Source organism: Brevibacillus halotolerans, from assembly GCF_026891775.1.
Classification (GTDB): domain Bacteria; phylum Bacillota; class Bacilli; order Brevibacillales; family Brevibacillaceae; genus Brevibacillus_B; species Brevibacillus_B halotolerans.
Map to the genome: position 1 here is coordinate 202,124 of NZ_JAPTNK010000004.1, position 14,701 is coordinate 216,824.

Sequence of the window (14,701 nt, forward strand, 5' to 3'; positions counted from 1 at the left end):
CTCCCTCTACTAAGTCCTATACTCCTATCTCCCGCGTTTCACCTTGCTGTAGCTGGTACATTTGATAATACTTGCCTTTGATTTGCATTAATTCATCATGGTTACCGCGTTCTACAATTTCCCCTCTATCAAGGACCAAAATACAATCTGCCTGACGAATCGTAGAGAGGCGATGTGCAATAATAAAGGTAGTACGTCCCCTCTTCACTACATCCAGCGCCTTTTGAATGATGGACTCCGTCTCTGTATCAATAGAAGCGGTTGCTTCATCCAAAATTAAAATAGCCGGGTCAAAGGCAAGGGCACGAGCAAATGACACGATTTGACGTTGTCCCGCTGATAACGTACTTCCTTTCTCCACAACAGGCTCATCATAACCTTTGCTTAGATGGGCAAACAACTGTCTGGCCCCTACATCATCTAGAGCTTTCTCAATCCTTTCCCGAGAAATATTGGGGTCGCCCAGACTGACATTGCTAGCAATCGTTCCCGTAAATAAGAACGGCTCCTGTAGTACGATTCCCATATGCTGACGTACATATTGTTTGGGCCATTCCTGAATCTCCCTGCCATCAATGGTTACTTTCCCTTTGTCAAAATCATAAAATCGAAATAGGATATTCATGATGGAGCTCTTACCTGATCCTGTATGACCAACCAATGCAATGGTTTGACCTTCCTTCGCCTCAAAGGAAATATTTTTCAGCACGTATTCCTCATCCTTGTAAGCAAACCATACATTTTCGAATTTCACATTTCCCCTATATCGATCCATTTTACCGTCAGTTACTGGAATACCCGGTTCATCGATTAATTCAAATACACGTTCGGCTGCCACCAATGCTTGTTCTAATTGTGGTAACTGGTTAACAATCCCACTAATTGGATTGAAGAGCCGAACGATATATTCCAAAAAGGCATACATCATTCCAAGGGACAATACGTTGCCCAATGTTAAAGACTGTGCTCCAAAATACCACAATAACAGGGCAAATCCCACGATTCGCAGGAAATTGGTTAGATTATGGGAAGTAAGTGAGTTGAGCAGCAGTAATTTGTTTTGGTATTTAAAATGATCATAATTCAATTCCTCGAACTCTTCCTTTGTCTCCCTTTGACGACGGAAGGCCTGAATGATAGCCATCCCTTGAATCGATTCATTAATCATCCCGTTAATATCACTGATTCTTGCCCGAATGACATGGTTAAAACGGGAAGCAAAATATCGATAGACGTAAATCCACACGACCAAAATGGGAATGATCACAAGACAAAGGGCACCTAGCATGGGATCTAGCAAGAACATAGCGACCAGAATACCTGTGATATAGATAATCCCCGTAAAAAAGTTCGAGAGCACGGTTAGATAGAGATCTCGAATTGCCTCTGTATCATTGGTCACTCGTGCAACCACTTTTCCTGCTGGTAAATTGTCAAAATACCGAATCGGAAGTCGCTGTATATGGTCAAAGACGTCTACACGCATCTTTTGAATAATCTGGTTCGCGGAGATTTGTAACCAATACTTTTTAACATATAACAGGAGGGAGATAACAGCCAATAAGCCAAAGTAAATCAAACAAAGGGCAATAAGCGGCTGCACTTCCGGTTTGTATAATGCAAATACCTCCGCTGACGTTAATTTTTCAGCAGGGTACACCGCTTTGTCCGAACCCTTTTGAATCAGAATAACTCCATTTTCAAAAGTTCGTTCCCCATCAAATGCAATCGGTTGATCAATGAAGTAATATTCTCGCCCGATCTGTAAGATGCGAACTTCTTTTCCTTTTTGCTCATCAGGCCCCCAATGATCACTTCGTTTTATATACTGGCCTCGGTAAGCAACAGCTTCACTCCCCTGTTCGCTCTGATACCAGCTATACTCGATTCCTCGTATATGCACATCAATCATCTGTTTGACTAAAATCGGCCCCATCAGGTCAGCTACAACCGCTAATGATAGCATGGTTAAAGCCAAGATGAGGGTTTTCTTAAACTGCAAGGCATATTGCCATAACCTTTTAGAAGGCCTACCCATGTCTCTCACTCTCCATCTGTTAAAGTTGCCTCGATTTGCTGACGTTCATATTGTTGTTTATACCAGCCATCCTGTTTCATAAGCTGATCATGAGTTCCACGTTCCACAATGGTTCCATCATCCATTACGATAATTAAATCGGCATGCTGAACTGCTGACAGGCGGTGCGTGGTAATCCACGTGGTCTTTCCTGCTCGCTCCTGACGAATATGAGTGATAATTTCCGTCTCTGTTTTAGCATCTACCGCAGAAAGAGCATCGTCTAACAAAAGAATCTCTGGGTCTGCTATTAGCGCACGGGCTATCGAGACGCGTTGCTTCTGGCCCCCAGACAAGGAGACACCCTTCTCTCCAACCATCGTATCCAATCGCTCTGGTAAGTAGGCAATGTCCTTTTGAAAAGCCGACATCACCAACGCATGCTCGATTTCAGCCATCGAGCTGGTCGGTTTACCAAATCGAATGTTTTGTAAAATGGTTTTAGAAAATAAGATTTGCCCTTGCGGAACATATCCTAGCCAGCCCACTGCTTGCTCGATCGCAATTTTTTGCATGGAAGTTCCTGAAATCAAGATTTCTCCTTTGCCTAACGGATACTCACGCAGAAGCTGACGTATCAAAGTTGTCTTGCCGCTGCCTGTACGTCCAACGATTCCCAAGGTTTGCCCTCGGTTCAGTTCAAACGTTATATCTTTTAAATTATCTACTTCAGATGAAGGGTAACGGAAGGTGACATTCTGAAATGAGATGGTAGCCGGTGTTGGCACATCCACTAGATCGGGCCCATTCTGAACATCCGGTTCATAAGCAAGTGTTTCGTTCACACGATCCAAAGAAGCATTACCCCGCTGCATAATATTAACTAGCTCCCCAATCGCGTACATCGGCCAAGACAGCATAGCTAAATAAATGTTAAATGAAATCATATCGCCTATTGTAATTTCTTGATGGTAAACATAATACGCTCCAAACCCAATGCCTAATAAAAAACTTATACCATTTAGCAACTTCATCGTTGGCTCAAATAGTGAATCGATACGGGCAACGGACAGGTTTTTCTTATACGTTTCCTCAGAGATTTCCCGAAAGCTCTTCCTACTTGCCGCTTCCTGTACATAAGCACGAACCACCCGGACACCTGAAATATTCTCCAGCACCTGATCATTCATTTTTCCAAAAACATCCTGTGCATCTGTAAATCTTTTATGAAGCATCTCCCCATACTTACTTAATATGTAAGCTGCCAGCGGCATTGGTAAAACACAAATGAGGGTAAGCTTCCAACTAATTACGACCGTCATTGTAAGGAGAATAACCCCCAGATAGACAGTCGCATCCACTAAGGTAAGAATCCCAAACCCGGCGGTTAGCGATACTGCTTGAATATCGTTCGTCGCCCGAGCCATCAGATCTCCCGTCCGATTTTTTTCATAAAAGGTTGGGGTCATTGTTAAAAATTGTCCCATTAAATTGGAGCGCAATTTCCTACTGACCAAAAACGAGCCACCGAACAAATTTCTCATCCAAATATAAGTGACTCCATAATTACTTAAAGCGATTGCCAGCAATAAGCCAATCATGAGGAACAATCTTGTGGTTGTCATAGAGCCAGCAAAAATTTGGTCAATCGATGTCCCCATTAGCTTCGGAGGTAAAACTTCCAATACCCCATTTATCACCAAAAAAACGACTGCAATGGAGTATCTTTTCCACTCTTCACGAAAAAACCAGCCTAACTTTTGAAACACAGCTATCATGCATTCTCTCTCCCTTCTCGCATGAACCCAATATCTGACAGAACCAAAAAAGACACGTCACTATGTGCGACATGTCTTTACACCTGTTCTGTCATAAAAAGCGCACGTTACAAACTGCTGTAACCTACACTCTTAGTTTTTTACCTACGTTTAATCAAGACAGTGATGCCTTGGACATAAGAGATAGATTACAGGAGATATGAAATTGTATTTGCTTTGCATTGGGAAACAACATCATTCTCACGTTACTCATCTCCTTTTCCTTTTAGGCTACTTTCGTATTTACAGATTCTACCTCACAACCTTAGGTTCGTCAATCTATTTTTCAGAATATTTTATGTTTAATTATCTAAGTATTCATGCAATATTTGATTCGATATTTTGTCAATGATAAACTCAGGATACTTGGGAAAATGAACGGAGGTTGCCTATGAACCCTATTCAAGAATTAGTAGCCAAGCAGCATCAATTCTTTCACACGCAACAAACAAAACACGTTGCATTCCGAATAGAAGCACTTCAAAACTTACGTAATGCCATCATCTTGCACGAACAACAAATCTACGAAGCTCTACAGGCCGATTTGCATAAATCACAATTTGAATCCTACTCAACTGAAATTGGAATCGTGCTGGAGGAAATTCGTTATATCAGTAAACATTTACAAAACTGGGTAAAGCCAAAACGAGTCAAAACAGCACTTACCCACTTTGGTTCCAAGGGTTACCTTTACCCTGAACCCTATGGTGTCACACTGATTATTGCCCCATGGAACTATCCATTTCAACTCGCCCTGTTACCGTTAATTGGTGCTATTGCTGCCGGGAATTGTGCTGTTGTCAAGCCGTCAGAGCTTACACCTAGAACCTCCAATCTTATTCGGCGGTTAATTGAACAGACCTTTCCTGCAGAATTTATTTGTGTAGTAGAGGGAGGGATTGAAGTCAGTAATCAGTTGCTAGCAGAGAAGTTTGACTATATCTTTTTTACAGGTAGTGTCCCTGTTGGCCGTGTGATAATGGAAGCCGCCTCCAAGCATCTAACTCCGATAACACTTGAATTGGGCGGAAAAAGTCCGTGCATTGTACATCGAGATGCTAACCTGCGTTTGGCTGCTAAGCGAATTGTTTGGGGCAAATTTCTAAATGCTGGCCAAACCTGTGTAGCACCCGATTATTTACTTGTGGACTCCTCAGTAAAACAGGAACTCATTAGACAGCTCAAGACCTTTATTCAAGAGCTTTATCCTGACTCCTTACATAATTCCGATTATACTCATATTGTAAATAAACGACATTTTGAGCGATTGCTTGGGTATCTGGATGAGAAAAAGGTCATCCATGGGGGAAATACAAGCCCTAGTACGTTAGCGATTGAGCCTACTCTCTTAGATAACGTAACCTGGCAGGACCCGGTCATGCAGGACGAGATTTTTGGACCTATTCTCCCAATCCTAACCTACGATGATCTGGCTGAAGCTATTTCTAAGGTAAATGCGCAGCCGAAGCCACTAGCTCTTTATCTTTTCACCGAAAATAAAGAGACGCAGAAGCAAGTCCTGTCCCACCTCTCCTTTGGCGGGGGTTGTATTAATGATACGGTCTTTCATATTGCTACTCCCTATTTACCATTTGGAGGGGTTGGTAATAGCGGTATCGGTAGCTATCATGGAAAAGGAAGCTTTGAAATTTTCTCCCATCAAAAAAGTGTGTTGAAGCAGACTACACTCTTTGATATTCCTGTTCGCTATCATACAACCAAGCAAGCTTTAAAAAAGATGAAATGGTTTTTTAAATAAATCATACAATGAGCCAATGATTGATCTCATCTGATCAGTCATTGGCTCTTCCTCTACTCGTGCTCTCTCCACGTTACCCATTGATTCGAGTCAATCATTTGCAAGAATTGGCTTAGTCGTGGTAGTACAGGCTCTGCTTGTTCACCAAATTCATGTCGAATTTCATCGGCAATTTCTGCTACGGTATGCGCACCTGTACATCTAGTAATCACATAACTCCCCAGTGTATCTAGCTTGATACGGAAAACGGCAGGCTGTCTCAAATAGCGTACAGACAATCGTTCCAACCAGCTATCGCGAGGGATAATCACGGTAGAAATGCCTTCTTCTGTGTTCTCCAGTGTAATCCGTTTTGTCAACATAGGTCTCATCGTCAATAGATTTCGATGCTGTTTCTTTGTAAAAATCCGCATGCTCCTCTCACCTACACTTTAGTAATAAGCAAGTTCCATAGGAATTGACACCTGATATGAGGGCATTAAAGGCTACTACTCCGCTCTTTGGCACGCATGGACACCCAGAAAAGGACGGCCGCTACTATTGCGAAGATAACCGTGCTTACCAAGCCATTTTCAAACATAACATGCTCTGGCATCGTTATTTTTGCTGAAATGAGCATAGCAATAACTACCCCTAACAACGACTCACCCGCAATTAGACCAGATGCAAACAGCGTTCCTCTTTCCAAACGTAGCTTTCTGCGGCTTTTATCCTTCGAGTAATATTCCACTAGCCAACGAACCAAACCACCTACCATAATCGGTGCACTGGTGTGGATCGGTAAATAAATCCCTACTGCTACAGTCAAGGAATGAAGGCCTAAGAATTCAACACAAATGGCGGTAGCCGCACCAATAAAAATTAAATCCCACGGCAGGTTATTATCCATGAGCCCTTCAATTACCATTTTCATTAGAACTGCCTTTGGTGCCGCTAAATCCCTGGTCCCCATTCCATATGTTTCATGTAAAATAACAAGGACATAACCGATGACCAGACCTGAGATCAACACCCCGAGCATCATTGCTATCTGTTGTTTCCACGGAGTAGCTCCGACCAAATAGCCTGTTTTTAAATCCTGTGAAATATCACCCGCGACAGCAAGTGCAGTACACACGATCGCTCCTACAATTAAAGCAGTGACCATTCCTGTTTGACCCGTTACACCCATTGATTTAAATACCACTGTAACAATGAGTAAGGTAGCAATCGTCATTCCTGAGACAGGTGAGGAGGAGCTACCTATCAGCCCAACGATACGAGAAGCCACTGTAACAAACAAAAATCCAAAAATGGCAATAGCTATAGCCCCTATCATCCCCACTTCTGTAAACGGTGAGAAGGCGATTAATAAGATGATTGCTATTATGCCGAGTAAGAGCCATGTCTTCGAAATATCACGATCGGTACGCTCCACTAGCGATTGATTATTGCCTTTGTCTAAACCTGCAAGTGTATCACGCAATGAATAATATAAGATTGGTAACGTTTTGATTAAGCTAATTAAACCACCTGTAGCTACAGCACCCGCACCAATATAACGAATATAGTCTCCCCAGATAGCCCATGCGTCCATGGAAGCTATCATACCGGAAGCTGGCTGAATTGCCTCGGAATTATGCATACCAAAAAAGCTAATCATTGGTATCATTACAACCCACGCAAGTATTCCGCCTGCCATCATCTCTCCAGACACTTTGGGGCCAATAATATATCCCACGCCAAGCAGAGCCGGATATGTATCCAATCCAATCAATGCATTTTTAAAATTGGCAATGCCTGTCTCTACTTCGGTCTTAAATAGCTTAAATCCATCGCCTAATGCTTTTACTAAAGCCCCTAGTCCGAACCCCGTAAAGACCAGCTTAGCGCTATTGCCCCCTTTTTCACCAGAAATCAGAACTTCCGCGCAAGCAGTACCTTCCGGGTAAGGCAGCGTTTGATGCTCGTTTACAATCAACAGACGACGTAACGGTATCATCATTAATACGCCTAAAAAACCACCTGTTAGCACAATAAAGCTGATCGTTAATTGACTAGGTACAACATTCCATAGAAACAAAGCCGGCAACGTAAAAATAGCACCCGCCGCAACCGCTTCACCAGCAGTAGTCATTGTTTGCACAATATTGTTCTCTAAGATAGACTCTCGACGTAAAATACCACGTAAAATCGCCATCGAAATAACAGCAGCCGGGATAGATGCACTGACTGTTAAACCAATTTTAAGTCCTAAATAGGCATTGGCTGCTCCAAAAACAACAGCTAAGATTAATCCCAATACGACTGCAACCACAGTAAGCTCTGGCAAGGAACGTGATGCAGGAACATACGGGACGAATGAGGAAGAATTAGATTTTCCACCATTCATAAAGGGTCCCCCTAACTTTAAATGGATTCGCAGTTCTTAATTTTTTGATTTTTAAGAACAATAGTAGCGAAATAAAATAGAATACATCTTATTATTTACACCAAAACCATTTATTGGTCAAACTGTAAAGTGTTCCTTACTACTATTATTTCAAATCTACTAGTTTCTTATGCTTACATGATGACTTCTACGCTTCTTTATTGAGGCAAAAAAACAGAAAGAGAATACTGATTTCCTCTATTAGGAAATCCTTGTATCCTCTCTCTGATTGTCGTATTTTTTTAGATAGCCTACGTTTATTTATCCACCTATATGAGACATTTCCACCTTTTTTCGTGGTAACCCCTGTGTAGCTGACAGACGTTCTTCTGAATAACGATCCTGGCGATTTGACCATAGCTGTTGAACATAGCGGGTCAATTCTTCATCCGTGGTTCCATCGCGAAGGCGACTTCTTACATCTATTCCTTCTGTAGCAAATAAACACATATATATATAACCTTCGGCAGACAAGCGGGCTCTTGTACAGGAAGAGCAGAAGGCTTGTGTGACCGAAGAGATAAATCCAATCTCTGTATCGGTCCCTAAATAACGGTAACGTTTCGCAACCTCTCCAAAATACTCAGCCTCTACTGGTTCTACCGGCATTTCCCGGTTAATCATCTCTAGAATATCTCGGCTCGGTACCACCTGTTTCAATTCCCAGCCATTTGCATTTCCGACATCCATAAATTCAATAAATCGCAGCGTAATCCCAGCTTCCTTAAAATAGCGGGCCATAGGAAGTATATCCGGATCTGTTGCTCCTTTTTGTACTACCATGTTTATCTTGATCCCGAGCCCTGCTTTTTGTGCGGCCTCGATACCTTTTAACACCGTACTTACTTTAATTCCTCGCCCATTCATATAGCCAAACCGATCATCATCAAGACTGTCCAAGCTTACCGATACTCGATCAAGTCCTGCTTCCTTTAACGGGAGGGCAAACTTTTCTAGCAGCGAACCGTTAGTTGTCAGTGCGATATCCTTTACGCCTTCAATCTGCCTGATTTTTTGGATCAAGATCGTTATATCCTTACGCAATAAGGGCTCTCCACCGGTTAATCGGATTTTTTCAACACCCATACCTACAAAAATGCGAGTAAGCCGTTCTATTTCCTCAAACGAGAGCAGCTTCTCTTTGGGTAGGAACTGAAAATCCTTGTGGAAAATTTCTTCTGGCATGCAATAACGGCACCTAAAATTGCACTTATCGGTAACAGAAATGCGCAGATCCCGCAATGGACGTTGCAATTGGTCCGTTACTTTTGTATGTGAAATCTTCTGGTCCATTGGCCACAGCCCCTTCCTTAGGTAACATCGTACTGAAGTGGGATTACCTGAATTAAATCTCCTTTAACTGCTCCTGATTTACCTGAAGGGATTTTAAGGAGACAATCAGCATCCTGTATGGAAAGCATATGGCTTGATTTAGTCACACCAATCGACTTTACCTTGACTATTCCCTTTTCAATCCATAATGAGCCCCGTTCGTAACGAACATGGGGAGAGCCTTTATCATAATCAGTAGCTAAAAAGGCTTCCATTACAGCAGGAAGGGCCTCTTTAGCACCCAACATGGCCCGAATAGCCGGCTTAACAAACAATTCAAAACCAACAAAACATGCCCCCGGATTCCCGGACAAGCCAAATAGTAATTTGTTATGAATGACTGCTGCTGAGGTAGGACTGCCAGGTCTCATGGATACCCGGTTAAACAGCATCTCTTCCCCTTGCTCGCGAATGATTTCTGCCATAATATCATAATCACCAACTGATACGCCACCTGTGGTAATCACAATATCCATCTCTTGAAAAGCTTCTTCCAATAAAGCCTTTGCTTGTTCCTTGTTGTCTGGAATAATTCCGTATAGACAAGGGATTGCACCAGAGGCTTCCACCAATGCCTGGATCATATAGCTGTTGCTATTGCGAATTTTGCCAGGCTGGAGAGGCTCATCAATTGGCAGCAATTCCGTCCCTGTAGCAAAAATACCTACTTTAGGCTGGATAAATACCTTTACACGGTGATAGCCAAACGTAGAGAGCAATGCCATTTGACCCGGCTGAATGATTCTCCCAGACTCTATGATGATCTGCCCCTCTTGGATTTCTTCTCCTACCTGTGCAATATTCTGACCCTGTCCCACATTATGTTTGACCTGTACAAAAGCTTGTTCATTTTGTTCGTATTCCTGTGTTTGTTCAAACATAACCACTGCATTAGCACCTTCAGGAACGCTAGCGCCGGTCATGATTCGAACAGCTTCTCCCTTGTTCAGCTTCATTGTGGGAGCACTCCCTGCTGCAATATCTCCTACAATTCGATAAGTAAGCGGCTCTGCTGGTGTTGCCTTCTCAATTCCTGCACACCTGATAGCATACCCATCCATACCTGCTCTTGGGAAAGCAGGGATATTATTAGTGGCATGTATAGGCTCGGCTAATCTTCTTCCTATACTGTCAACTAATGAAATCACTTCCGTATTCATGATTGTTATGCGGGAAAGAATTCGCTTTTGTGCTTCTTCAACCGGAAGAGCTTTTCGTTTAAATCGGTGAGTTCTATTCATAATATGTCACACTTTCCTTTAGTGTACAGGTACTTTATGAAACGCCCATTATGTTTGTCCCTACAACATATTATACATCATAAGAGCTTTCCACATTTTACAGACTGTGTCTCTATTATTCGTTTTGGATGCGTATATACATTAAGCGTATTCCCCCGGATAAACCCGACTGTCGTAATACCCAGCTCTTCCGCAAGATCAAGTGCAAGATCTGTAGGTGCTGATTTGGAGAGAACGATTCCTACACCAATTTTCGCTACCTTTAACAATACCTCTGAGGATATCCTTCCACTAAAGGCAATAACCTTATCCGATAAACCAATCCGATTCTGCAAGCAAAATCCATATATCTTATCTAATGCATTGTGTCTCCCAATATCGGTTCTTGTCACCACGACTCCTTCTGTATTGCATAAGGCAGCATTATGGACACCGCCTGTTTGCTTAAAAAAAGAGGAATGTTCTTGCATATGCTTAATCATTGCCTGGCAATCTTGAACGCTAATTTGCTGCTTTGACATGATGGTTTTAGCGGTTCGGACATCATTTTGCAAATAAAACTGCCGACTTTTACCACAGCAGGAGCCGATAAAACGCTTGGAATGCTGCGGTGAAAGCTTGCCTTTATTTTTTACCTCTACATAAGCAAAACCCGTTTTCTGATTGATGGAAAATGACTCTACATCATCTGGAAGTCTAATAATCCCCTCTGATGCAAGGAACCCAAGAAGAAGCTCCTCCATATGCTCCGGCGTACATACCATGGTCGCAAATTCCATGCCATTTACCATGATGGTTAATGGATATTCACAGGCAATTTCGTCGTCTATGTCTTGAAAAACCTCTCCATCGTATCTCATGACGGCACGTAAGGTTGATACTTTCTTGCTCATAGCCCTCTTCCTTCCATCCATGTAATAGTCCTTTACACCAAATAAAAAATGCCACAAGCTAAACCTACCTTGAAATACAAGGAGGCAACTTGCGGCGGTTAGTCTTTAGCAGGTACGCTACCAAGTTCCAACTGCTCTTATTGAAATATAAGTAAGCTTATGATTAGCGATCCGATCCAAATTTGCGCTCAATATCTTGGTCAAAAACAAAAATGGACATCCCAAAGTCACTTTCAATATCAATATCTACGAATAGGTCTATAAACTTAGCTCCAAGAAGCTCTTCCATCTCCACAGGACGCGTTTTCTGGTACATCTCCTTGACCATTTCAGTCCTAGCTGAACGAAGCATTTGCTTACCTGTATCTGCCGTTGCAATGAATTTTTCTACAGGAGAAAGATTCCCTTGCATTTCACAGATCGCCCAGTTTTTGCAAAATGTAGTTTTTATTTGACTAGGTCCCTTTCCCATATGACGCTTGCGAAATGTCCTGACCAAATTGCTAAATTCAGCTTCATAGTTCGTCATGTTATCCAACTCACTTATTCAAATATATACCTATTTTATAAATTCTAACAGTATCGATCTGATTAGGCAATTGCAAACATCTGTATAAAAACACCTAGCTAAATAGAAAACAATTCCTTCCATTCGTATCTAGCTTAACGTGGGAATTTGCCAGTCAATTGGTTCTTCTCCTATTTTTACAAGAAATTGATTCGCTTTTGAGAACGGTTTTGTACCGAAAAATCCTCTACTCGCAGATAACGGACTTGGATGAACTGATTCTAAAATATAATGTCTATTGGTATCAATCATACTTTTTTTATCTTGAGCATGTCTTCCCCATAAAATAAAGACCACTGGCTTATCCCGCTTGTTTATCTCTTCAATCACGCGATTAGTGAAAAGCTCCCAGCCTCTCCCCTTATGAGAATTGGCTTCTCCATCTCTAACTGTAAGTACTGTGTTTAACAAAAGAACACCTTGCTTCGCCCAGGAGACTAAATATCCATGATTCGGAATGAAACACCCTAGGTCGTCTCGCAATTCCTTATAAATATTTACGAGAGAAGGGGGTATTTTCGTGCCTGGATTAACTGAAAAGCTTAATCCATGTGCTTGATTCGGACCATGATAAGGGTCTTGTCCTAAAATAACTACCTTCGTCTGTTGATAAGGTGTATGGTGCAAAGCATTAAAAATATCATATTTATCTGGATATATCGTTTTCGTAGCATATTCGTTTCGCAAAAACTCTCGTAATTGTAAATAATAAGGTTTCTGAAATTCATCCTCTAACAACGGAGCCCAGTCGTTTTTTAAAATAGCCATATATCTTACCTCCCCGCTTTTTTACTTCTTAAGCATAAAGTAAAAGTAAAAAATCGCCAAGTCTCTGCCCTTACCCTACAATCGTTGTGTAGCGCAATTGATTCCCCCTGCCATGCGGACCAATTCATACAACAAAAGGTTGCCGACCTCTGCCGACAACCTTTTTGCACTTATTCAATTCATCCCGTTAGAGAGTAGCAACATACTGCTTTCCTTTTTCGGGATCATATTCTTTTTCCCATTTCGAAATAACTACAACAGCTAAGGCATTCCCAATAACGTTAACAACAGTTCGTGCCATATCTAGCAAACGGTCAATCCCTGCAATAAACGCTAAGCCCTCCAACGGAATTCCTACCGTTCCCAGCGTAGCAAGCAATACAACAAAGGATACCCCTGGCACACCCGCAATCCCTTTAGATGTTACCATCAGAACCAGCATTAGTGTAATCTGTTGATAAAGAGATAGATCGATACCGTACATTTGGGCGATGAAAATAGCTGCAATTGCCTGATAGAGTGTGGAGCCATCTAAATTGAAGGAATATCCAGTCGGAACCACAAAGGAAGTAATTGCCTTTGGACATCCGAATTTCTCCATCTTCTCCATAATCTTCGGTAATACAGTCTCTGAGCTAGCTGTTGTATAAGCTAGTAGCATTTCATCTTTTAGGATTTTCATTATCGTAAAGATGCGAATTCCACTAATTCTAGCTACAATACCTAGCACCACGATAATAAAGAAGAACATCGCTCCATATACCAAAATCATGAGCTTGGCCAATGGGACAAGAGATTGTAAGCCAAACTTAGATACTGTAATTCCAATTAAAGCGAACACACCAAACGGAGCAAATTTCATAATCTGATTCGTTACCCAGAACATGGCGTCTGCCACACCTTGGAAGAATTGTAATACTGGTTTGCCTTTTTCTCCAATTGCTGCCACACCTAGTCCAAACAATACAGAGAAGAAAATAATCGCCAGCATGTCCCCTTTACCAATAGCCTCAAACACATTTGTCGGTACAATATTGACAAAAGTATCTACAAAGCTATGATGAGTGGCTTGATCTGCCGTTTGAACATATTTGTTGATATCAGTCTTAGTCAACTCAGCCATGTTAACCCCAACACCAGGCTTAAAGACGTTAGCTGCAAGTAAACCTACGACAATAGCAATCGTAGTAATAATCTCGAAATACAAGATTGTCTTACCGCCAATTTTCCCCAGTTTCTTTATGTCGCCTACACCTGCTACGCCGACAATTAAGCTAGCAATTACAATTGGGACTACGATCATTTTAATCAAGTGAAGAAAAATATCCCCAATGGGCTTTAGATAACCTTCTATAACAGGATTATTATAAAAAATTGCACCAACTGTAATACCTAATACAAGACCAATAAGGATTTGCACTGCTAAACCATATTTTTTCATTCCAGCACCTCGCTAAAAAAACTTAAAATATTTACAAAAAAATGTACGGTGATTGAGAAAAAGTAACCTACGATCATTGGGGAAAATATTCGATTACACTAAGTGAAAAAGCTATAAAAACAGGGGGTATATCATTATTCGTATAAATATAAATGTACTTGTTATTTAATTTTGTTGAAAGTGATCGCTTACTTATCTTATCAAGCCTCTAGCGAGTAGACAATATATTTTCACAACTGAGCGCATATTCAGTTCCAATATGTAACAAGTTTAATTGACAATAAATCGTTCACTATGCCGTATAGTAAAAGCGATGATTGGCGATTTATAGGGCTATATTACCTTTGGATTATTTATTCCCCATTCATTCCGGGTACATCCATTTAACAAAAAATTGCCTATTATGAAACAAAAAAATATCCCTCAAGCTTCGAGGGATATTTCATTCATATTGA

The 14,701-nt window shown here is 41.4% G+C and carries 11 protein-coding genes; 1 reads left to right on the forward strand and 10 read right to left on the reverse strand.

Features of this window, described 5'->3' with window-relative positions; translation table 11 throughout:
- Positions 1–16: 16 nt before the first annotated feature.
- The gene (locus O0550_RS08040; RefSeq protein WP_258425990.1) at positions 17–2,038 is read right to left on the reverse strand and encodes an ABC transporter ATP-binding protein; all 2,022 of its coding nucleotides are present in this window, start codon (positions 2,036–2,038) and stop codon (positions 17–19) included.
- Between the two features lie 5 nt (positions 2,039–2,043).
- Complete coding sequence (locus O0550_RS08045; protein WP_003334162.1) at positions 2,044–3,795, reverse strand: ABC transporter ATP-binding protein; 1,752 nt, start codon at positions 3,793–3,795, stop codon at positions 2,044–2,046.
- Positions 3,796–4,225: 430 nt separating this feature from the next.
- Between O0550_RS08045 and O0550_RS08050 the strand changes: the two genes are divergently transcribed.
- Positions 4,226–5,593, forward strand: coding sequence for an aldehyde dehydrogenase (locus tag O0550_RS08050; RefSeq protein ID WP_258425991.1), 1,368 nt, complete (start codon positions 4,226–4,228; stop codon positions 5,591–5,593).
- Positions 5,594–5,646: 53 nt separating this feature from the next.
- Here the strand turns inward: O0550_RS08050 and O0550_RS08055 are convergent, their stop codons facing one another.
- From O0550_RS08055 to O0550_RS08090, 8 genes are all read right to left on the reverse strand, one after another.
- Positions 5,647–6,006, reverse strand: coding sequence for a PqqD family protein (locus O0550_RS08055; protein ID WP_003334160.1), 360 nt, complete (start codon positions 6,004–6,006; stop codon positions 5,647–5,649).
- A gap of 65 nt (positions 6,007–6,071) precedes the next feature.
- Positions 6,072–7,964 (reverse strand): OPT family oligopeptide transporter, encoded by a 1,893-nt coding sequence (locus tag O0550_RS08060; RefSeq protein WP_258425992.1) that lies wholly within the window; start codon positions 7,962–7,964, stop codon positions 6,072–6,074.
- A gap of 300 nt (positions 7,965–8,264) precedes the next feature.
- Complete coding sequence (moaA, locus tag O0550_RS08065) at positions 8,265–9,296, reverse strand: GTP 3',8-cyclase MoaA (protein ID WP_096886424.1); 1,032 nt, start codon at positions 9,294–9,296, stop codon at positions 8,265–8,267.
- Between the two features lie 17 nt (positions 9,297–9,313).
- On the reverse strand, positions 9,314–10,576 hold the full coding sequence (locus tag O0550_RS08070) for a molybdopterin molybdotransferase MoeA (protein ID WP_258425993.1): 1,263 nt from the start codon (positions 10,574–10,576) through the stop codon (positions 9,314–9,316).
- 77 nt (positions 10,577–10,653) lie between these two features.
- Complete coding sequence (fdhD, locus tag O0550_RS08075; RefSeq protein WP_258425994.1) at positions 10,654–11,469, reverse strand: formate dehydrogenase accessory sulfurtransferase FdhD; 816 nt, start codon at positions 11,467–11,469, stop codon at positions 10,654–10,656.
- Between the two features lie 163 nt (positions 11,470–11,632).
- Complete coding sequence (locus O0550_RS08080; protein WP_003334154.1) at positions 11,633–11,998, reverse strand: Na-translocating system protein MpsC family protein; 366 nt, start codon at positions 11,996–11,998, stop codon at positions 11,633–11,635.
- A 129-nt stretch (positions 11,999–12,127) separates the two neighbouring features.
- On the reverse strand, positions 12,128–12,805 hold the full coding sequence (locus O0550_RS08085; protein ID WP_003334153.1) for a uracil-DNA glycosylase: 678 nt from the start codon (positions 12,803–12,805) through the stop codon (positions 12,128–12,130).
- A gap of 187 nt (positions 12,806–12,992) precedes the next feature.
- A complete protein-coding gene (locus O0550_RS08090; RefSeq protein WP_003334152.1) occupies positions 12,993–14,246 on the reverse strand; it encodes a cation:dicarboxylate symporter family transporter in 1,254 nt (417 codons plus the stop codon).
- Positions 14,247–14,701 lie beyond the last annotated feature (455 nt).

Coding starts and splice junctions, on each gene's coding strand:
- O0550_RS08040 (WP_258425990.1), bottom strand. CDS start 2,038: ATGGGTAGGCCTTCTAAAAGGTTATGGCAATATGCCTTGCAGTTTAAG.
- O0550_RS08045 (WP_003334162.1), bottom strand. CDS start 3,795: ATGATAGCTGTGTTTCAAAAGTTAGGCTGGTTTTTTCGTGAAGAGTGG.
- O0550_RS08050 (WP_258425991.1), top strand. CDS start 4,226: ATGAACCCTATTCAAGAATTAGTAGCCAAGCAGCATCAATTCTTTCAC.
- O0550_RS08055 (WP_003334160.1), bottom strand. CDS start 6,006: ATGCGGATTTTTACAAAGAAACAGCATCGAAATCTATTGACGATGAGA.
- O0550_RS08060 (WP_258425992.1), bottom strand. CDS start 7,964: ATGAATGGTGGAAAATCTAATTCTTCCTCATTCGTCCCGTATGTTCCT.
- moaA (WP_096886424.1), bottom strand. CDS start 9,296: ATGGACCAGAAGATTTCACATACAAAAGTAACGGACCAATTGCAACGT.
- O0550_RS08070 (WP_258425993.1), bottom strand. CDS start 10,576: ATGAATAGAACTCACCGATTTAAACGAAAAGCTCTTCCGGTTGAAGAA.
- fdhD (WP_258425994.1), bottom strand. CDS start 11,469: ATGAGCAAGAAAGTATCAACCTTACGTGCCGTCATGAGATACGATGGA.
- O0550_RS08080 (WP_003334154.1), bottom strand. CDS start 11,998: ATGACGAACTATGAAGCTGAATTTAGCAATTTGGTCAGGACATTTCGC.
- O0550_RS08085 (WP_003334153.1), bottom strand. CDS start 12,805: ATGGCTATTTTAAAAAACGACTGGGCTCCGTTGTTAGAGGATGAATTT.
- O0550_RS08090 (WP_003334152.1), bottom strand. CDS start 14,246: ATGAAAAAATATGGTTTAGCAGTGCAAATCCTTATTGGTCTTGTATTA.